The organism is Ktedonospora formicarum (assembly GCF_016587355.1).
Taxonomy (GTDB): Bacteria; Chloroflexota; Ktedonobacteria; order Ktedonobacterales; family Ktedonobacteraceae; genus Ktedonobacter; species Ktedonobacter formicarum.
This window is the reverse complement of the sequence record NZ_BNJF01000001.1, coordinates 153,244-171,362: the sequence shown is the minus strand read 5'-3', so window position 1 is coordinate 171,362 and position 18,119 is coordinate 153,244. Positions and strand designations below refer to the sequence as shown.

Below are 18,119 nucleotides of genomic sequence, written 5' to 3'. Positions count from 1 at the left end.
GCAATATTAGAAGTTTTATGTAAAGGTTGGAGAAAATGGGAATCTTTGCCGCGAATCGGTCATCGCAACCACAAAGCGTTTTTTCAGATGACCATACAAGGCGTCTTCTGCATGGTCCGCAAGACGCGTTTATGATTAACCTTCTAACCTGTTTGTGCTAGAGCACGAGTAACTCGACCTCCTTCCGCTCAGGATAATGAGCAACTCTCAGAGATGGTGTAGGCACAGCAGGCGTGGAAGCGTAGCATATATATCTTGAAGTGGAAGAGACAATTCCGTCGCTCCTTGGTATTTGTTTACTTCATAGTGCACATATATAAATTGACGCAGATGAAATGAGACGTACACACTCTCTTTACTCGCCTATCGCTTCCATCACCAGTGCTGCCAGCTTTTGCTGGACCACTTGCGCCGTTTTGTTGATCTCCTCGTTTTGATACTGGGCAAGCAACGAAGCAAAGTTGTCATATGCCACAATGGTTCTATCTTCTTCGTCCTGGTACACAACGAGTTTGAATGGGGCATACAGGGCTGCTTCTGGTGTGTGCCTCGTCATGTACGAGGCAAGAAGTGGATTGCCAATGGTATATTGGGTGGCTCGGCTGCTTTTCCCTAACACTGTAAGGTAAGGGCTGTGTCCCACCTTATAAAAGAATGTCAACCCGCTGTGTCCGATATGCGCTTCACATTCTTTGGTGAGTTGTTCCCAGGAGACCTTGGCGTCCATCAGTGGGTATAAAATCTCGTCCCAGTTAACCACCGGGCCAAGGCGAGCTTCAAGTGCGTCAATCACCTGCTGATATGGCCGTTTTGATGCGACGACTACATGCTCAATGGAAATGTGTGTTGTATGGCTCATTGTATTTCTTCCTTCCTTTTCAGCAAGCAAGAGAATATTCTGGTGTTTTCGTCAGTGTTTCGGGAGGAAACGCAGGGGTATTTCTTTCGTTTTGGAAAGAAGCTCCCTTCTCATTTTGGTAGCCCTCCATGAAAAAGGCCATGATCTCTCCCATTTGCCTCTTTGGGGACATACTTCACCTCGTCCCCAAATGATGGCAGGAGGTTTCTCTTTTTATTTTATTGCCATTGAAAAAGAAATATGTTAGGCTGCCTATATTTCTCGTGACTTTCCTACACATTTACCAAAGGAAGGAGAGTCCATATGAGATGTGGATTGACAAGCCTGAGATGCGCAAGAGATCTTTAGTCAACTCTTTGGTGGTGGCGAGAATGATGCCCTAGCTGAGCGTGGATATCTTGGGGCGCGTCTGCGGCATCTGGTCGAAAGCGGGCAGGTGCGTCTCCTCACCAATGTCTCCATTCAGAAGCTGACTCAGACGGAGGCGGGGATTCGCCTGATGAGTGGAGAAGCAATGCTCCCGGTCGTTGATGAGGTTATTGCGACCACCGGGTTCCGCCCTGATCTCTCTCATTAGAGAACTGCGGCTCGCGCTTGATCCAGCAGTGGAGAGCCCGGTGGTCACAGAGTCTCTTCGGGACGCTTGTGGTTCCAGTGAGTCAGACTTTTCACTGGAGTCGGGCTGGCGTATCGGGTGTTTGCTCCATAAGTTTGCTGCTCTGTGGGCTGCTTGGTGTTCCTGTGGGGTATATAGTGGACCGGTATGAGGCACGCCTGCTCATGATGCTTGGCTCGTTGCTAGGAGGTGGCACGCCCTTTGGATTCGCCCTGTCACAGACATCCTGGCAATTCGCGCTGTTGTACCAGCTCATATGTGTTTACCACTTCCTGATAGTATTGACGATGTCACCGCCGCTGCGATGTTCAATCCTAGAATGTCTGCGTGGTTCTCGTTAAGCTGGCGGGCGCAATTGACGCCGGGCGAAACGGTGCTGGTGCTTGGCGCAACGGGTACATCCGGTAAAATGGCAGCACAGTTTGCGAAGCACCTTGGCGCGGGTAAAGTCATCGCGCTTGGGCGCAACGAGCGCATATTGCGCACTCTACCAGAACTTGGCGCGGACGGCAGGTGCCAACTTTACTTTGCCCGCCGCCGTGCTACGCAGCTCCGGGCTGGAAATCTATGGTAGCGGCGCGGGAACTGCTCCCGTCGAGCGCATTATGGAAGCCATGCCCCAGTTTATCGCGTATGCTGTCAGTGGCAAACTGCACATTGATGTGAAGACTGTGCATCTCTCCCAGGTTGAGAATGCCTGGCACGACAAAGACGACGACAATAGACGTATCGTCTTCGTCCCTTAGACGCAAGAGCCGCCTGGATAGCTATAGTTTCATCCTCTGATTACTTCCTGCGGAAAATGCCATGATTTGGGTGACCGTGAGTGGATATCCGGCTCGGGTTTCGGAACGGTCGTTATTGGATTCGATGGAATGGTTCGGATGCTGATAGCGAGAAAGGCTTCAAGAGGCTACCTTCCTTAAAGCCTTTCTTGCAATTTAGTCGCGGGTAGTAGATATTTGGAAGTCAATGCCCTTCGCGACGGCCTGAGCCATCTGTACCCCTATGAGGCGCTCGACGACATGCAAAGCCATATTGAAGCTCGATGTGACTGCTGCTGATGTAATAATGGTTCCTTCATCGACAAACTTTCCTGTATGTTGGACATGGATCTGAGGAAACTGTTGCTCAAACAGATTGAGAGCGCCCCAATGAGTAGTGGCTTGCTTCCCATTGTGAAGACCTGCTTGGGCGAGTAAAAATGCTCCCGTACAGACGGAGGTCATAAGTTGGCTTTGGGAAGAAGACTGTGCGATCCAACGTATGATCTCGTCTTGGGTAAGGACATGGGCAATGATGTTAAGGCTGGCACCAGGTATGACCACAATATCGAAAGATGGAGACTGTTCAAATGAATAATCAGGTTCAAGGCGAAGCCCATTACTGGCTTTGAGTGGTTGTCCAGTCTGAGAAACAGTGCTGACGGCAAAGGCGTGGTTCTCGGAAACATCCTGTCCTAGAAAGATTTTTTTGAGATCATGCATTGTATACCCTGCATTATGAAAGACTTCATAAGGACCTGTTATATCCGTCAGATCTACGTGGTCAAAGAGCAGAATCCCCACGGTCCATTGTTGCTTCATAGAGTGATGTTCTCCCCTCTTTTTTGAATACGGACGTTCGTATTTTTTGCATTGCAAAAAAAATCAACGCGAGGATCGTTGAAAAAGATCGGCGATGGCTTTCTTGCCCAAGAATATAGCCTGATTTTCGCGCTGCAATCCTCGCCACATCACGGCTGATAACTTGGCCCCAAGAAATTCAAAGGCAAATTGATGAACCTCCAGGTCTGATCGGAACTGACCTTGTGTCACTGCATCACAAGCACATCTCTCAATGAGATTGATGAAACGGCTGTATTGGCGTACCACTGCTTCACGTACCTCATTGCCCTCTAGATCGTCCACCTCAAGCAACACATTGGTAAAAAAACATCCACCCTCAAACGTCCCTGTAACCAGATATTGAAACCAGGCGTTGCTTAGAGCCTGAAGTTGTGGAAGGCCAGGAGCCTCTTCAAGTGCAGGTGCGACCACGACATGTTGGAAGATGTGGGCAGCCTTTTCTACAACTGCTACCTGCAAATCAAACTTGGAGGGGAAATGCGCACAAATTCCTCCCTTCGAGAGTGAGAGGGCAGTTGCTAGCCGACCGATTGTCAAACCATTCAATCCTTGGACGGATGCCATTTGAACGGCGCGATCTAAAATAAGATCCTTAGAATTTTCGCGATGGCTCATACCTCAATTTTAAAATACGATCGTATTTTTGTCAAGAGCGAACCCCCGTTTGGACTTGCCTTTGTGGCAGAATCTCTAAAATGTCTCGCTCATGCAAGATAAATGAAACCTTTGCCAGAGATCGGGGAGACCTCTCTGACCTTGCCCAGTTTTGAAAAAAACTGGGTATGCAGTTGTCCTGGATGGTGGAATTAAGTACTTCGATGACAGGAATATCTCCCTCTGGCTCCTCTGCGGTTCTCACTAAAATGTCTTGGAGACCCTTACGAAAAGGCTTGGTGTAACTGCTTAAATTGCTTGTAGTGCGAGCGCTCATGAGTGGCAAGCCATTCGGCGTAAAACTTTACTGTGCGAACGAGAGGCTTCCCGGCACCTGTTATCGTAGCAGTGCGAGACCATGCGGCGACAGATAAGGATCTCAACAGAGTCAAGAGTTCGACACGCTGAGCAGTGTATGCCTGTAAGGAGGGCTCAAATTCTAAGGTGTGATAATCCTTCTCCTTGATCCAGGCCGATGGGTGGATTGCGCGAAGAGTTGGTTGTTTCTCAACCAGGATGGCATATATACATTGACCCCAAACATCCGCGCATGAACGCAGATGGGCTAATATGTCGGTAGCGGACCATGCTTCCCCATGTGGGGGCATGCGCAACTGTGCGGACGATAGGTCGGAGGTGAGGGCTGCAATCCGTGTTGGCCCTTCCTCCAACAGAGAAAGGATCTTCTCGACAGGCAATTCAGTATGAGACATGGGAAAGCATCTCCTGTTTTGAAGCGATTCTACCACAGAATGAGTTCTCATCAAAAGCAAGGAATTGTGGTGGTATGAGGCCCAGAAGTGGGTGGGAAATGCTCTCAAAGAGCAAAAATAGCCTGTTTGATACTATTATGGAGCCATAGATCAGGGCGCGTTGCAGGAGAGCAACGAAGATGATCTCACGCAACGCACCTACCTTTTCCGTCTTTCAGAGCAGGAATCTTATCATCGCCGTAGCGATTCCCAAGAAAATGCTGATTCCTACGACATCCTGGAAGGCGGTTTCAAAAGGACCAGAGGTCAGTGCAGGATCGAAGCCAAATGATTTGGAGATCAGAGGTACAATTGTCCCAACCACTCCTGCGATATTAACCGCTAGAAACATCCCAACGAAAATGATTAGGCCAAAGGCAATCTTTCCATACCAGATGCCTCCAATCACACCAAGCGTCGCCCCTGCAACCGCCCCCAGAATGAGGGTCGTTTTCACTTGTCTCGCCACTGCCGTTTGCCAGTTGGTGAGGCGAACCTGACCAGTGGAAAGCCCACGCACGATGATGGTTGCCGATTGTAAGCCTGTATTGCCGCTGATGGCGGAGATAATCGGCATAAAAGAAGCCAGCAAAATGACCTGCGTCAGCGTGCTATCAAAGACATGGATCACAACTCCAGCTAACAATTCAATGAACATTGTTGCCATGATCCATGGCAAGCGTAACATGGCGATACGGGTTGGAGAACGGCGTTCTAGCTCTTCGGCATCTGAGCCCGCTGAACGCAATGCGTCCTCGGTCGCTTCCTGTTCCAGGACATCAATTACATCGTCAGCCGTAATCACCCCCAGTAATTGGTTGGTACCCGGCTCAACGACAGGTAACATCAGCAAATTATAACGAGAGAAGAGGTTGGCTACCTGTTCCTGATCCATGTCTGCCGGGATACCCAATACATCGGTCACCATAATCTCTCGAATGAGGGTCGTGGGTGAGGCACTGAGTAGCTGGCGCAAATCAAGCACGCCAGAGAGCGCGTCACGTTCGTTGAGTGCATACAGGTAAAATTGGTGCTCAGCATTGGGAGAGTCGATAAATGCCCGAATGGCTTCAGCTTGTGTTGTGGTTTCAGGGACAGCCACAAACCCGGAAGTCATAATGCCCCCAGCACTCTCCTTGGGATAGGACAACAAGGTACGGATAGCAGTAGCCGTCTTCGTCGGAAGAAGGACCAATACCTGCTCTCGCTTCTCATTTTCAATCGTTTCTACAATATTGGTTGCCTCATCAGGCATCAATTCGCTCAGGATTGCAGCCAGTCGCTTTGGGGAGGTGTATGCGACGAGGCGGCTGCTTGTCTGGGTATCGAATTCGTTGAGGACCTCGGCTGCTTCGGCTGGATCAAGCAGATCAAAAACCGTCTGGTTCTCTATATCATTCAAAAAAAACATGCTATCAGCGAGGTCCGCAGGATACTCGGTATGAAGCAAGATGCGTAACTGATCGATGCGAGTTGTGTCGAGAAGTTGGCGAATGGTGTTAGCACGTATTTCACTATCAGTGCGTGCTGTAAGCATTTTGCGGCGCAAGAGAAAGCGGTGTTTTGGATCGAGACGGACTGCCCGCCCGGCGATATGTTTCATAGGTCAAATCTCCTCATGTTTATAGGAAGCTTAGATTTTGGGCAGGGATTCACGCTCAGCGCTCTTCCAGGAAATGAAAAGGGCTGATATACAAGTCGCGTGAAACGAAAGCGAAGCCGAGGAGATAGACCTGGACATCCTAAAATCAGAATGAATCACAGGAGAAAATCCTCACACGCCTCGCCTGGCAAAAGAATGAGGGACAGTGAAAAAACCAGGCATGCGGTGAGAAGTGGGGAATACTAAACAAAAGAAGCAAACCAATCAAGAGGTTAGCGGTTCATTTCCCTCCTCCGACACACTGGAGTTTTCACCAGGTGTAGGAACCTCCAACGTTGGGGAGGTTGACTACTACCACCGTCCATATCGGTTCCTCCTTTATATGCAAAACTATGATCCTTCCCGCATGTGCGGGAATACACTCCACTTCTCATCTTAGTTCCAGATGAGATTTTTGTCAAGGGAACCAAGATGCATTACCTCGCAGGTTCCTGCCTTAAAGAGAGCAGATGTTGTTGGAATAAGGGAGTAGTCCTGTCGTCTGTGTTATATCTCAGTGTGCAAGTTTACGGGCTGAAGTGGAACAAAGATACGTCTCAATAGAGATAAATACGCAATCCTTTCTTCACAGGTCGAGAAGAGGTCCTTACGACGCTACATACATTCCTTTGGATACCATGACAGAGGATGAGCAAATTGAATGGAACACGCGCGTGATTAATGCGCTTGACACAATATTTCCCGAAGAACGCAATATGACAGAATATGCAACTTGGAAGGAGCGAGGTGCAAGGCTACTACCACATGTGCTGACCTGCATTCGCCGAGCAGGAGATACACAAGATTCCCTTTCTCTGGCTTCCTTGGCCTATAAGGCGGCCCATTACCTCCATGAGCGAGGCCAATATGCGGAAGCAGAGCCACTTTTGTTGAGTGCATTGCGCATTCGCGAGCATATTCTAGGAGCACATCATCCCTTAATCGCTACTACGCTTAACTATCTGGGGGATCTCCTCTGGTTCCAAGGGCGATATAAAGAGGCTGAGCCACTCTTTCACCGTGTACTGATCATCCGAGAACAATTAGCTGGCCTGGATTATCCAGACCTGGCACAGACGCTCAACGACCTCGCTCTGTTGTATTGGAGGCAGGGCAAATACGCAGATGCAGAACTCCTCTATCTGCGGGCTCTGATCATCTGGGAGCAAGCACAATGCCCAAAGGACATCCTGGCGGCTCATCTCCTGAACCACCTCGCTCTAATCTATTGCAGCCAGGGCAAATATACCGAGGCGGAACCTCTCTATCTGCAAGTCCTACTCATCTGGGGGCAAATTCTAGGAACGGATCATCCCAATACAACCTACACGCTCAATAATCTGTCGGAACTCTATCGAGCACAAGGACGGTTCACCGAGGCAGAATCTCTCTTACGACGCGCATTGCAGATCCGAGAGGAGAACCTCGGTCCAAACCATCCTAATGTCGCAACCGTACTCTATAACCTCGCAGAGCTTTGTCGAGAGCAAGGGAAGTATGAAGAGGCAAAAAAACGCTATTGGCGTACCTTTGCGCTCCGAAAGGAGCTCTTGGGTCCCACGCACCATCTCGTGGCTGATCCGCTCAATGGTTTGGCAAACCTCGCTCGTGATCAGGGCAAGTACACCAGTGCGAAAACGCTCTATCAACAGGCACTTTCCATTCGAGAGCAGCAACTTGGACCGCAGCACCCAGAGACAGCCCAAACATTGCATGATCTGGCTATCTGCTGGCATAAACAAGGCAATCTGGATAAGGCGCTCTCCTATGCTGACCGTGCGCTTCAGGCTCGTGTATTATTTCTAGGAGAAGCTCATCCCAAGACCGCCGTTACCCAAACACTCTATGCCCAACTCGTACAGGAACATGGGCTGCATTGAAATTGTGTGCCTTTTATTGCTGTGAAGCACTTTATGGGTTCGAGCATGATTGGTATTTTTTCTTGGAGGAAAATGAAAGACATGGACCCTTTAGCCTACCGTTATCACACATTGGGATCTATTGAAGGCGCTCGTCAAGAAGTGCAGCGTTTGCAGCAAGCGCAACTGGAATATGGAGTCTATGCCTGTATTCCCGGAACCCGATGTACCTATGAAGATATGATTCAATTGCTTGTCGGGCTCGATTTACTCAGCCAATATGAAACACATAAGCAAAGGAAGCAATAGTGTTCACTAAAACGGCACAAAACCATCAAAGTGAAGAGGCCGCAACCCGAAGGAATAATTGATCCAGCCGAGAGAGGTCCATTTTTACACAGTTATAAACGTTAATCGCACCAGGACATTATGTCTCCTTATGCATTGCTCGACAGTGTATTGAGACAAAAATTACAGATCTAGGCCCACGGCGAAGACCAGCAGCTATAACCATCCATGTTTAACTGCAACCATCACAGCCTCGGTACGATTTTTGACATTGAGACGATGCAAAATTTCTTGTACATAGCCTTTGATGGTATTCTCACTCAAGTAGAGCTTCTTGGCGATTTCACGGCTAGAGAGACCTTGCGCGACCAAACGCAGAATTACAAGCTGCTGCGCACTGAGAGGTTCAAGAGGGAGTTCTGGATTTGTCTGGGGAGCACGACGAAGTTGCGTCATGAGAATAGCAGCAGTTTTGGAGTCAATAGCACCTTCACCTCGAGCGACGGCCCGAATAGAGCGTTTCAAGTCGAAGCGTTCTATATCCTTGATTATGTAACCACGCGCCCCTGCCTGAATACATTCAGCCACTAACTTTTCATCCGTAAACGTGGTAAGGATAATTACTGCCGTTCCTGGGAAACGCATCGTTACTGTGCGGCAGACCTCAACTCCACTCACATCAGGAAGGCGAACATCGAGCAATGCGATATCTGGCTTGAGATGTTCAATCAATTCGAGCGCCTGGGCGGCAGTGGCAGCATCGCCAACAATACGAAAATCTGGCTCGGTCATGAGCATCGCTTTGAGTCCTTCACGTACCATCTCATGATCGTCAATAAGCAGTAAGCGAATCATAGTGGGATCACCGCCTTTACGATCAGCCCACCCTCTTCGCCATTTACCAGCGAAAAAAGTCCGCCAAGTGCTTCTATCCTATGCCTCATCCCTCGCAAACCCAGATGCATGGCATCCTTATCATATGATTGTAAGACCTGTACGGGGAGGCCAATGCCATTATCTTGAACAACCAGTATCGCATATTCACCAGTTACCTGTACTGTCACAATCACTATCGTAGCACATGCATGACGGCGCACATTAGTAAGAGCCTCTTGAGCAACTGTCAGCAGCGTTTTCTCAATACACGCTGATGGCGCTAGCATCCATTCAGCCACGACCAGATCCGCTTCAATCGATGTCGCTTCTCGCACATCACGAATCTGGGAATAGAGCATTTTCACCAGGCCCTCTTCGGGAAGTTCTGCCGAGGATAGCGCAAAGATGGCATCGCGCACCTGAGCCGTCCCTAAAGAAGCAAGCTGTTTCATTGAGCGTAATGCATTAAGCAGTGGTGAACCAGGCTCTAATTGCTCTTTTACCCAATCCGCCTTCAAACCAATCGTGAACAATGTTTGTTGTACACGATCATGGAGTTCCTGAGCAATTCGTTTGCGCTCTTCACCGAGCATCTGACGCTTCTGAACCTCGGTGAGTTCATGATGTAATTGCTGTAGATGTGTTGCGAACGTGCTCAATTCCTGATTCTGACGCTCTAGTTCGGCGGTACGCTCACGAACTTCACTCTCCAGATGGGCTGCATATGCTTCCATCGCCCGACGTTCACGCGCGATAAGTTGAGCATTATGGATAGCAACTGCTGCTTGCGCACCCAACGCCTCTATGAGTTCAAAGTGTCGATTTGTAAAACGTCCAGGACGGGTATCGCCAATCAGGAATGCTCCCAGAATGGTGCCCTCACGGGTACGTAATTGCACACCAAGAAAGCTGCGTACAGAAATATGGCCCTTGGGGATGCCTACATAGCGAGGATCCTTCAGAACATCATCGATAATAATAGAGGCCCCTTCCCAGAAAACAGGATAGAGGATTCCAACCCCGTCAACTGCCCCAGGTGGCGAAAATGAGCCGCTATATGCTCCGATGCTCCGGAGATAGCAGCCAGGCGAAAACTTGCTTTCTTTGTGGGTGGTGTGGCACATTCTTCCACAATTTCGGGGATGAGAAAGAATGCAGCATATTTAGCAGCAGTGACTTTGCGCGCAGCATCCGTCATCATCTGTAAGAGCCGCTGTAAGTCAAACTCAGAAGTCAGTGCAATTGCAATTTTGTTTAATTGTGCTAACTCTTCAGCCTGTTGCTGCAAGTTTGTAATGAGTTGAGCACGACTCTCATCGATGGTTTGGGCCATATCGTGACTTACTCCCAGGTAAGAGACAGCAGAGGGAAGCTATTGAGCAAAGTATACCATATTCCCTATCCTTCTACCTGATTGTTGTTTCCCTCCTTTTATATGTCCTTATTCCCTCCTTTTGTAGGTAACATTGGAGATGAGATGCAACTATACTGAAGGTGAAGAGAGCGGCTTGTATGTCTCTCCTCTACGAACCTCCCTATCGGTCTGGCGTTTTCTATTCAATGACGAAGTGCAAAAGATGTGCGCATCAACAGATGTTGGAGGTGTTCTTTTGATTCCTGGTTCCTTCGATTATGTAACAGCGAGCAGTGTTTCAGAAGCAATCGCACTGCTACAACAACATGGTGATGAGGCCAAGGTACTGGCTGGGGGTCACAGCCTTATTCCTATCTTGCGTTTCCGCCTTGCCAGCCCATCATTTCTCATCGATATCAATCGTATTGCTGAATTGGACTATATTCGAGAGACTGATGGCGTCTTGCATATCGGTGCCCTTACACGCGAAGCTGATTTAGATTATTCTCCCCTGATTCGTGCTCGCTATCCGATACTCTGGGATACCGCAAAGGTCGTCGCTGATCCGGTCGTGCGCAACTGGGCCACGATAGGAGGTAATCTTGCTCACGCGGACCCTGCGAATGATCATCCAGCAACGATGCTAGCGTTGGGGGCAAGCGTGGTTGCGGTGGGTCCTGCTGGGCAACGTGTCATCCCTATTGAATTTTTCTTTACAGATGCGTCTTTTGAAACGACGCTTGATCCCCTTGAGATCCTCACGGAAATTCGCATACCTGCCCCCTCTGAGCATAGTGGTGGTGCCTACTTGAAGCTTGAACGGAAAGTAGGTGATTATGCTATTGCAGGAGTCGCGGCCTATGTGACTTTGGATAATGATGGACTGGTGACTCGGGCAGGCCTTGCCCTTACGAATGTTGGCCCCACTCCACTCAAAGCTCGAGATGCTGAGCAAGCGTTGCTTGGCAAGCCCTTGGATGAAGCAACTATTCGGCAAGCGGCTGATCTTGCCGCGACAGCCTCCCAACCCACGAGCGATACTCGCGGTACCGCAGAATACAAGCGCGCAATGGTACGTACCTTGTGTCTTCGTGCGTTACGGAAAGCCTCAGCGCGTATCACAGGAGGGGAATAAGATGAGCAAACATGCGATCAGTGTCTCAATCAATGGGACGACATATGAGGATATTGTCGATTCACGCACCCTCCTTGTGCACTGGATTCGCGATGGTTTACATCTCACAGGTACCCATGTTGGCTGTGACACAACCTCCTGTGGAGCCTGTACGATCCTCGTCGATGGCAAAGCCACCAAGTCATGTACGATGTTCGCTGTCCAGGCCAACGGTCGTCAGATTGTGACAGTGGAGGGTCTGGAGCAGGATGATAGGCTTCACCCTATGCAAGAAGGCTTTCATGAGAAGCACGCCTTGCAATGTGGCTATTGCACACCGGGAATGATGCTGGCAGGCGTCGCGCTCCTGCAACGTAATCCCCATCCGAGCGAACAGGAGATACGAGAGGGCATCTCGGGGAATCTGTGCCGCTGTACAGGCTATGTCAATATTGTTCGTGCTATCCAGTATGCCGCTGAAAAAATGAGCGCGTCTGAGCCAGTTCCGGTCCCTGCCGGAGAGGGAGATGACTAATGGCAAGCGAAGTACATGCCCATCATCGCCTGGGCGAACCCTATAAACGGAAAGAGGATGCGCGTTTTATTCGCGGGCAGGGACAGTATGTTGACGATGTGCAATTACCAGGCATGCTCTACGGAGACATTGTTCGCAGCCCCTATGCGCACGCGCTCATTAAAAGTATTGATAGTAGTGAAGCACTGAAGGTTTCTGGCGTTGTAGCAGTTATCACGGGGAAAGACCTGGAAGCAGCTAATCTGGCCTGGATGCCAACGCTTTCCGCCGATATGGAAGCAGTGCTCGCCGTTGATCGTGTTTTGTATCAGATGCAAGAAGTCGCCTTCGTTGTCGCGACCAGTCGTTACGCGGCTGCTGACGGAGTTGCCGCTGTCGATGTCGATTATGAACCTCTACCCGTTGTTGTTGACCCCAAGAAGGCGCTTGCCCCTGAGGCGCCGTTGCTGCGCCCCGATAAAAAAGAGAAGCAGCCGACCAACCAGATTTATCACTGGGAGACAGGGGATGAAGACGCGACCAATGCTGCCTTTGCTGAAGCTGAGAGCAATGGGGTGGTGATCAGGCAAGACCTCTATGTTCCGCGTATCCATCCTGCGCCAATTGAGACCTGTGGCTGTGTTGCCGACTATCGTAAGGCAACAGGAAAACTCACTGTCTGGCTTACCTCACAGGCTCCGCATGCCCATCGCACGCTCTTTGCGCTGGTGGCTGGGCTACCAGAGCATCGTATCCGTGTTATCTCTCCAGATGTTGGAGGCGGGTTTGGCAACAAAGTTCCCATTTATCCAGGTTACGTCTGCGCTGTTGCTGCCTCGGTGACGACAGGTAAGCCAGTGAAATGGATCGAGGATCGCTCTGAAAATATAGGGAGTACTGGCTTTGCTCGCGATTACCATATTCATGCGGAGATCGCAGCGGATAAAGATGGCATGGTCAATGCGCTACGTGTCCATACCCTGGCCGATCATGGAGCCTTTGATGCCGCAGCACAGCCAACAAAATTTCCGGCGGGCCTATTCCACATCTGCACAGGCTCTTATGACTTTAAGCATGCCTTTGTAGATGTTGATGCAGTGCATACCAATAAAGCGCCAGGAGGTATTGCCTATCGTTGCTCATTTCGCGTCACGGAAGCATCGTACCTGATTGAGCGTATGATGGATACTCTGGCGCATGATTTAGGGAAAGATCCGGCGCAGTTACGTCTGCAAAATTTTATCAAGCCAGAGGCGTTTCCCTATCGCTCGGCATTAAACTGGACCTTTGATAGTGGCAATTATGAGGGCGCGTTACGCCTGGCGATGAAAAATGTCGATTATGAAGCGCTGCGTCAGGAGCAGGCAGAGAAGCGGGCGCGCGGCGAACTGATGGGCATTGGGATCTCAACATTTACTGAAATTGTTGGGGCTGGGCCAGGAAAGCACTTTGATATCGCGGGTATTCAGATGTTTGATAGCTGCGAAGTGCGGGTCCATCCAACAGGAAAAGTGCTCGCACGGATTGGCGTGCAAACGCAAGGGCAGGGACATGAGACAACCTTTGCCCAGATTATTGCGGCGGAGTTAGGGCTCTCGCCAGATGATGTTGATGTAGAGCATGGCGATACCGATACTGCGCCTTATGGACTGGGAACCTATGCCAGTCGTAGTACGCCAGTCGCTGGCGCCGCAACGGCCTTAGCTGCTCGCAAAGTACGTGAGAAAGCCAAAAAGATTGCGGCCTATCTCTTAGAAGTAGGTGAGGAAGATTTAGAATGGGAGCTTGGGCGGTTCTTTGTTAAAGGCGCACCAGCCAAGGGGAAGACTATTCAAGAGTTAGCCTTTGCTGCCTATACCAATTGCCCACCATTTCTGGAACCGGGATTGGAGGCGGTCAACTATTATGATCCGCCCAACCTTACCTACCCCTTCGGGGCCTATATCTGTGTGGTAGATATCGACTGTGGCACTGGTATGGTCCATATCCGTCGCTTTATGGCAGTTGATGACTGCGGGACAGTTATCAATCCGATGGTAGTTGAGGGACAAGTCCACGGTGGGCTAACACAAGGGTTGGCGCCTGCCATGTATGAGGAACTGGCCTACGATGCGGATGGTAATATCCTGGCTGGAAATTTCCAGGATTATCTCATACCAACCGCAATGGAGACCCCTCTCTGGGAGACGGACCGGACCATCACTCCTTCCCCCCATCATCCCATTGGAGCGAAAGGGGTTGGCGAATCGCCGACAGTAGGAGCGCCTCAGGCGATTGTGAACGCTGTCGTGGATGCATTGGCACATGTTGGCGTACGCCATATCGATATGCCACTGACGCCCTGGAAGGTATGGAAGGTTCTCGAAGAAAAGGGATTGACCTCAGACTGATCGTTTCTCGGTACTTCTGGGCGGCGCGACTACGCATCAGCAGAAAGCCTCGTCGCCCTCTCTTTTTCTGTCGGAGGTCGGTATGTCTTCTACGCATACGCTCCTGGAACTCGCACACCAGTTGGAGCAAGCAAAAACACCTTTCGTCATTGCGACCGTCGTGTGGTGTGAACGTCCAACGTCAGCGAAACCAGGAGCCAGAGCTATTATTGAGGTTGATGGGCACATTACGGGGTGGATTGGAGGAAGTTGCGCCCAACCTGTGGTGGTGCGAGAGGCTGTGCGTACACTGCGCGAGGAAGGTGAACCGTATCTATTACGCCTTGGTTCGCCAGATATCGCTGGCGTCCATCGTGAAGCGCACGTCTTTCCCATGACGTGTACCAGTGGTGGCACATTGGAGATTTATATGGAGCCGCATTTTCCTCAGCCTCAGCTTCTCCTTGTAGGCGACTCGCCTGTTGTGACGGCGTTACAGCAACTTGCGCCAGTACTTGACTTTGCGATCACGCATCTGGATCATGCTGATATTCGTCAGGTTCCCATTGATCAACGAACACTCATTGTTGTAGCGACGCACGGCCAATATGATGAGGATGTGCTCACACAGGCATTGCAAAGCCCGGCTGCATACGTAGGAATGGTTGCAAGTCGCCGCCGGGCAGATACTTGCCGCGCCTATTTACGCACATCAGGCTTGGAAGAACGTCATATCTCGCGCTTACAAGCCCCGGCTGGCCTTGATATTGGGGCGAAAACCCCTGAAGAAATCGCAGCGAGTATCCTGGCCGAACTAGTGCAGGTTCGTAGGCAATTACGTCTGCTGGAGGAGGATCGCGCCACTGAAGGGCAAGACGCTCTCGCTTCTGCGATACAGGATACGGCTCTTGATCCTGTGTGTGGCATGATGGTAACAGTAGCTGATGCCCGCCATCACAGCACCTATAATGGTCGTGAGGTCTATTTATGCTGTCCGGCCTGCAAACGCCTGTTTGAAGCGAATCCAGAAGCGTATCTCGTACAAAGCGAAAGGTGAGCAGACGATGGAATTTTCGGGTTCTCAGACGATTGCGGTATCTATTGAACGCGCGTGGGCCTATCTACTGGATGTACATAAAGTGGCATTATGCGCCCCTGGTTTTCAGAGTTTGGAAGAATTGGAAACTGAGCACTGGAAAGCTGTGATTGCGGCGGGCGTGGGGCCTGTGAAGGCAAAATTTACACTTGATATCACCCGTCCAGAGATGCATGAGCCAGATCATATGGTCATCAAGGGGCGTGGGAATGCTCCAGGAAGTGCCGTTGAATTGGAAGGTAGTATGCGTCTCGTTGCGGAAGAGGCAGAGCAGACGCGTATGGATTGGAACGCCCATGTTGTGGTGCGTGGCACGCTTGCCAGCGTGGGGGCACGCCTTATGAGCAGCACTGCAGAGAAGCTTACCAGTCAATTCTTTGATTGTTTGAAGGCTCATTTGCTAGCTGCTGATGCCACTGGTGCGAGTAATTGCTAATCTCGATCCCTTATGGAGCCTCATGTTTGGAAGGTGCTGGCATTCCCTCCTCCTTCCAAACATGATCCGCGCCAGCTTACCAGATATATGGGATGAAGCGATCTTTGGCATGTGTCATATAGTCATTATATCCTGGCAATTCCTCTCGCAATACGCGTTCCTCCAGGACTGCTCGTACCGTCATCCCCGTGATCATGACCAGAGCGAACAGTAAGCCATACCACGATCCAAGCAGTAGAGGCGTTCCGAGAAAGAGGAGGAGCCACCGGCATAGAGCGGATGACGCACATAGTGATAGGGGCCGGTGGAGATCACCGTTTGTCCCTGTTCTTCCTGTTTGTGTTTTCGCGTTCCTGCCAGGAGTCGACATGAAGTATCTGTTCCACTGGTTTGCGCGTCGCTGGTTTGAACTCGTCTCCTAATGTGTACGCCGTTGGAATGAGCGCAACTTGTGTCACCGTCTCGTAAGGGATATTGAGAATATTTGCCACTTCCCGTTCTTTTAACAGGTGTAAGGTTGTCAGAGATGTTCCGAAATGAACTCGATGGCATCGCGTCCGACAATAGCGAGATATTGGTATTAGGGGCAACAAATAGCCCCTGGTTCGTAGATTCATCGTTGCGCCGTCCTGGCAGATTTGATCGCGTGCTTTTTGTCCCTCCTCCCGATCTACAGGCCCGCGCGGAAATATTACAACTGCATATGAAAGGCAGGCCAGTTGAAGCCATCGATTATGTCAAACTAGCCAGGAACATGCAAAAATATTCTGGCGCGGATATTAAGGCGATCTGTGATGCCGCCGCAGACAGCGCGATTGTGAGCGCTATGAAAACAGGCAAAGTCCGCCCCATTCGGACAGAAGACATCGTTGTCGCGTTGCAAAAGGTTAAACCTTCAACCCTGGAATGGCTTCAGACTGCAAAGAACTACGCAACCTATAGCAATGCTGGGAGTTCATATTGAGCATTTCCGAATAGCTTTAATGCAAAAGCCTGATGCCCCAGGGGATCGCAAAAATCTTCAGCTCGCATTAAAGGCCAAAAGCCGACTCTATCAGTTCAAAAGATATGTACGCCGTAGGCTAGGGAAAAGCTACGGCCGGATCATATTTCTTGTATTTTTTGCTACAGGTATTCTCTTGGATATATGCAGATATATACCCGCGTTCTTTCCGTTTTCCTTCGTACTTTGTTGTGTGCTCTTGCTGTTTAATGCCTATCTCTTGACTGTTGATCCGATACTCAACTTTCTCATAAGACGCGGCTGGCTACGCTAAACAATGTCAGGTTTCTTATATCAAAAACTTATCCATTGGATAAGCGATTCGGCTCTACTACCAGAAGCAGTCGCATGTGTATTCCTTCTACGCTTTGTGCGATCACCGATTGTTGCTTGGCCCGAACGGGAGGAAGTCTCGATGCTACTTGCTATCGTTTTTCATTCCTTGCAACACCTCTTCAGCCAGTGTATTCAGCTTCTGCGTAAAATGGACAATTAGAGACAGCTGCTCATCAGTTAGCTGAGTCGCGGCCTCGGTCGTAACCTCGGCCATGCGCATAAAATATTTGCCGATTTTATCTTCGAGTGCTTCAGAATTAATTTCCATGAGCACAACTCGGCGATCTTTCGCCGAGCGCACGCGACGAGCATAACCGAGCTTTTCCAGGCGATCGAGCACAAAGGTGATTGCCCCCGTTGTCAGCCCGCTGAGATCGGCGATGCGGCTTGCGTTAAGCGGACCCAGGCGCTCGATCAGGCTCAGCACTTTCATATCGGTGACATGAATACCTGTTTGGGCCGCCACGAAGTGAAGAAAAAAGGTTGAGACATCGGTGCTGCGCTGCATCTCACTGATTAGCTCTCTCAACAATTCGGCGCGATCATGCTGCTGTTTGGCCTGCACACTTTCTTCTGTTTGCGCCTGCGTCTGCCTCTCTCCCTCCAAGTTGTCCTCTCCTTTCTGATTTCTCTGCAACATTTTTGCTTCCTCCTGCGTAACTATTTTAGTTATTGTAATATCAAGTGGCTGTCATTTTTATTCGATGTGATGTTTGGCTACTA

22 protein-coding genes are annotated in these 18,119 nt (G+C 50.1%); 11 read left to right on the top strand and 11 right to left on the bottom strand.

The window, feature by feature from the left end; genetic code table 11:
* Positions 1–355 precede the first annotated feature (355 nt).
* Complete coding sequence (locus tag K3T82_RS00745) at positions 356–859, bottom strand: DUF302 domain-containing protein (RefSeq protein ID WP_220191598.1); 504 nt, start codon at positions 857–859, stop codon at positions 356–358.
* Between the two features lie 379 nt (positions 860–1,238).
* The gene (locus K3T82_RS00740) at positions 1,239–1,484 is read right to left on the bottom strand and encodes a hypothetical protein (protein WP_220191597.1); all 246 of its coding nucleotides are present in this window, start codon (positions 1,482–1,484) and stop codon (positions 1,239–1,241) included.
* 20 nt (positions 1,485–1,504) lie between these two features.
* On the opposite strand from K3T82_RS00740, the gene K3T82_RS49750 reads away from it, so the two are divergent.
* Genes K3T82_RS49750 through K3T82_RS00730 form a run of 3 tightly spaced genes read left to right on the top strand, consistent with a single transcriptional unit; the run spans position 1,505 to position 2,221 of the window.
* On the top strand, positions 1,505–1,816 hold the full coding sequence (locus K3T82_RS49750) for a hypothetical protein (protein ID WP_420799278.1): 312 nt from the start codon (positions 1,505–1,507) through the stop codon (positions 1,814–1,816).
* Positions 1,732–2,049, top strand: a complete 318-nt coding sequence (locus K3T82_RS00735) for an MDR/zinc-dependent alcohol dehydrogenase-like family protein (RefSeq protein WP_220191596.1) — start codon at positions 1,732–1,734, stop codon at positions 2,047–2,049. Before K3T82_RS49750 ends, K3T82_RS00735 begins: the two co-directional genes overlap by 85 nt.
* On the top strand, positions 2,003–2,221 hold the full coding sequence (locus K3T82_RS00730; RefSeq protein WP_220191595.1) for a hypothetical protein: 219 nt from the start codon (positions 2,003–2,005) through the stop codon (positions 2,219–2,221). Before K3T82_RS00735 ends, K3T82_RS00730 begins: the two co-directional genes overlap by 47 nt.
* A 195-nt stretch (positions 2,222–2,416) precedes the next feature.
* Here the strand turns inward: K3T82_RS00730 and K3T82_RS00725 are convergent, their stop codons facing one another.
* The 4 genes from K3T82_RS00725 to mgtE all read right to left on the bottom strand — a co-directional run bounded on the left by K3T82_RS00725 (position 2,417) and on the right by mgtE (position 6,112).
* On the bottom strand, positions 2,417–3,061 hold the full coding sequence (locus K3T82_RS00725; protein WP_220191594.1) for a DJ-1/PfpI family protein: 645 nt from the start codon (positions 3,059–3,061) through the stop codon (positions 2,417–2,419).
* Between the two features lie 63 nt (positions 3,062–3,124).
* Entirely contained in the window at positions 3,125–3,718 is a 594-nt protein-coding gene (locus K3T82_RS00720; protein WP_268886605.1) for a TetR/AcrR family transcriptional regulator, read from the bottom strand.
* Positions 3,719–3,981: 263 nt separating this feature from the next.
* On the bottom strand, positions 3,982–4,470 hold the full coding sequence (locus tag K3T82_RS00715) for a DinB family protein (RefSeq protein WP_220191592.1): 489 nt from the start codon (positions 4,468–4,470) through the stop codon (positions 3,982–3,984).
* A gap of 214 nt (positions 4,471–4,684) precedes the next feature.
* Positions 4,685–6,112, bottom strand: coding sequence for a magnesium transporter (gene mgtE / locus K3T82_RS00710; RefSeq protein ID WP_220191591.1), 1,428 nt, complete (start codon positions 6,110–6,112; stop codon positions 4,685–4,687).
* Positions 6,113–6,867: 755 nt separating this feature from the next.
* On the opposite strand from mgtE, the gene K3T82_RS00705 reads away from it, so the two are divergent.
* Positions 6,868–8,031, top strand: a complete 1,164-nt coding sequence (locus tag K3T82_RS00705; protein ID WP_220191590.1) for a tetratricopeptide repeat protein — start codon at positions 6,868–6,870, stop codon at positions 8,029–8,031.
* A gap of 81 nt (positions 8,032–8,112) precedes the next feature.
* The gene (locus K3T82_RS00700; RefSeq protein ID WP_220191589.1) at positions 8,113–8,319 is read left to right on the top strand and encodes a hypothetical protein; all 207 of its coding nucleotides are present in this window, start codon (positions 8,113–8,115) and stop codon (positions 8,317–8,319) included.
* Positions 8,320–8,514: 195 nt separating this feature from the next.
* Here K3T82_RS00700 and K3T82_RS00695 read toward each other — a convergent pair whose 3' ends face one another.
* The 3 genes from K3T82_RS00695 to K3T82_RS47430 are packed head-to-tail and all read right to left on the bottom strand — an operon-like array spanning position 8,515 to position 10,507.
* Positions 8,515–9,153, bottom strand: a complete 639-nt coding sequence (locus K3T82_RS00695; RefSeq protein WP_220191588.1) for a response regulator — start codon at positions 9,151–9,153, stop codon at positions 8,515–8,517.
* The gene (locus K3T82_RS00690; protein WP_338001093.1) at positions 9,150–10,148 is read right to left on the bottom strand and encodes a GAF domain-containing sensor histidine kinase; all 999 of its coding nucleotides are present in this window, start codon (positions 10,146–10,148) and stop codon (positions 9,150–9,152) included. Before K3T82_RS00690 ends, K3T82_RS00695 begins: the two co-directional genes overlap by 4 nt.
* Entirely contained in the window at positions 10,133–10,507 is a 375-nt protein-coding gene (locus K3T82_RS47430) for a hypothetical protein (protein ID WP_236031336.1), read from the bottom strand. Before K3T82_RS47430 ends, K3T82_RS00690 begins: the two co-directional genes overlap by 16 nt.
* Positions 10,508–10,784: 277 nt before the next feature.
* On the opposite strand from K3T82_RS47430, the gene K3T82_RS00685 reads away from it, so the two are divergent.
* The 5 genes from K3T82_RS00685 (at position 10,785) to K3T82_RS00665 (ending at position 16,057) form a co-directional block, all read left to right on the top strand.
* Positions 10,785–11,663: an FAD binding domain-containing protein gene (locus tag K3T82_RS00685; protein WP_220195024.1), complete on the top strand. Its 879-nt coding sequence runs from the start codon at positions 10,785–10,787 to the stop codon at positions 11,661–11,663.
* A gap of 1 nt (position 11,664) precedes the next feature.
* Positions 11,665–12,177, top strand: coding sequence for a (2Fe-2S)-binding protein (locus K3T82_RS00680; protein ID WP_220191586.1), 513 nt, complete (start codon positions 11,665–11,667; stop codon positions 12,175–12,177).
* Positions 12,177–14,546 carry an aerobic carbon-monoxide dehydrogenase large subunit gene (locus K3T82_RS00675; protein ID WP_220191585.1) on the top strand — a complete coding sequence of 790 codons (2,370 nt, stop codon included), beginning with the start codon at positions 12,177–12,179 and terminating at the stop codon, positions 14,544–14,546. Before K3T82_RS00680 ends, K3T82_RS00675 begins: the two co-directional genes overlap by 1 nt.
* 82 nt (positions 14,547–14,628) lie before the next feature.
* Positions 14,629–15,582, top strand: a complete 954-nt coding sequence (locus K3T82_RS00670) for an XdhC family protein (protein ID WP_220191584.1) — start codon at positions 14,629–14,631, stop codon at positions 15,580–15,582.
* Between the two features lie 7 nt (positions 15,583–15,589).
* Positions 15,590–16,057, top strand: a complete 468-nt coding sequence (locus tag K3T82_RS00665; RefSeq protein WP_220191583.1) for an SRPBCC family protein — start codon at positions 15,590–15,592, stop codon at positions 16,055–16,057.
* A gap of 311 nt (positions 16,058–16,368) precedes the next feature.
* On the opposite strand, the gene K3T82_RS00660 is transcribed toward K3T82_RS00665, so the two are convergent.
* Positions 16,369–16,548: a nitroreductase family protein gene (locus K3T82_RS00660; RefSeq protein ID WP_220191582.1), complete on the bottom strand. Its 180-nt coding sequence runs from the start codon at positions 16,546–16,548 to the stop codon at positions 16,369–16,371.
* A gap of 35 nt (positions 16,549–16,583) precedes the next feature.
* On the opposite strand from K3T82_RS00660, the gene K3T82_RS00655 reads away from it, so the two are divergent.
* A complete protein-coding gene (locus K3T82_RS00655) occupies positions 16,584–17,021 on the top strand; it encodes an AAA family ATPase (RefSeq protein WP_220191581.1) in 438 nt (145 codons plus the stop codon).
* Between the two features lie 457 nt (positions 17,022–17,478).
* Here K3T82_RS00655 and K3T82_RS00650 read toward each other — a convergent pair whose 3' ends face one another.
* Positions 17,479–18,003, bottom strand: a complete 525-nt coding sequence (locus tag K3T82_RS00650; RefSeq protein WP_220191580.1) for a MarR family winged helix-turn-helix transcriptional regulator — start codon at positions 18,001–18,003, stop codon at positions 17,479–17,481.
* Positions 18,004–18,119: the final 116 nt, after the last annotated feature.

Excerpts from the sequence above, each read along its gene's own strand:
- K3T82_RS00745 (WP_220191598.1), bottom strand. The coding sequence starts at position 859 with ATGAGCCATACAACACACATTTCCATTGAGCATGTAGTCGTCGCATCA.
- K3T82_RS00735 (WP_220191596.1), top strand. The coding sequence starts at position 1,732 with ATGTGTTTACCACTTCCTGATAGTATTGACGATGTCACCGCCGCTGCG.
- K3T82_RS00725 (WP_220191594.1), bottom strand. The coding sequence starts at position 3,061 with ATGAAGCAACAATGGACCGTGGGGATTCTGCTCTTTGACCACGTAGAT.
- K3T82_RS00720 (WP_268886605.1), bottom strand. The coding sequence starts at position 3,718 with ATGAGCCATCGCGAAAATTCTAAGGATCTTATTTTAGATCGCGCCGTT.
- K3T82_RS00715 (WP_220191592.1), bottom strand. The coding sequence starts at position 4,470 with ATGTCTCATACTGAATTGCCTGTCGAGAAGATCCTTTCTCTGTTGGAG.
- mgtE (WP_220191591.1), bottom strand. The coding sequence starts at position 6,112 with ATGAAACATATCGCCGGGCGGGCAGTCCGTCTCGATCCAAAACACCGC.
- K3T82_RS00705 (WP_220191590.1), top strand. The coding sequence starts at position 6,868 with ATGACAGAATATGCAACTTGGAAGGAGCGAGGTGCAAGGCTACTACCA.
- K3T82_RS00700 (WP_220191589.1), top strand. The coding sequence starts at position 8,113 with ATGGACCCTTTAGCCTACCGTTATCACACATTGGGATCTATTGAAGGC.
- K3T82_RS00695 (WP_220191588.1), bottom strand. The coding sequence starts at position 9,153 with ATGATTCGCTTACTGCTTATTGACGATCATGAGATGGTACGTGAAGGA.
- K3T82_RS47430 (WP_236031336.1), bottom strand. The coding sequence starts at position 10,507 with ATGGCCCAAACCATCGATGAGAGTCGTGCTCAACTCATTACAAACTTG.
- K3T82_RS00680 (WP_220191586.1), top strand. The coding sequence starts at position 11,665 with ATGAGCAAACATGCGATCAGTGTCTCAATCAATGGGACGACATATGAG.
- K3T82_RS00675 (WP_220191585.1), top strand. The coding sequence starts at position 12,177 with ATGGCAAGCGAAGTACATGCCCATCATCGCCTGGGCGAACCCTATAAA.
- K3T82_RS00670 (WP_220191584.1), top strand. The coding sequence starts at position 14,629 with ATGTCTTCTACGCATACGCTCCTGGAACTCGCACACCAGTTGGAGCAA.
- K3T82_RS00665 (WP_220191583.1), top strand. The coding sequence starts at position 15,590 with ATGGAATTTTCGGGTTCTCAGACGATTGCGGTATCTATTGAACGCGCG.
- K3T82_RS00655 (WP_220191581.1), top strand. The coding sequence starts at position 16,584 with ATGTTCCGAAATGAACTCGATGGCATCGCGTCCGACAATAGCGAGATA.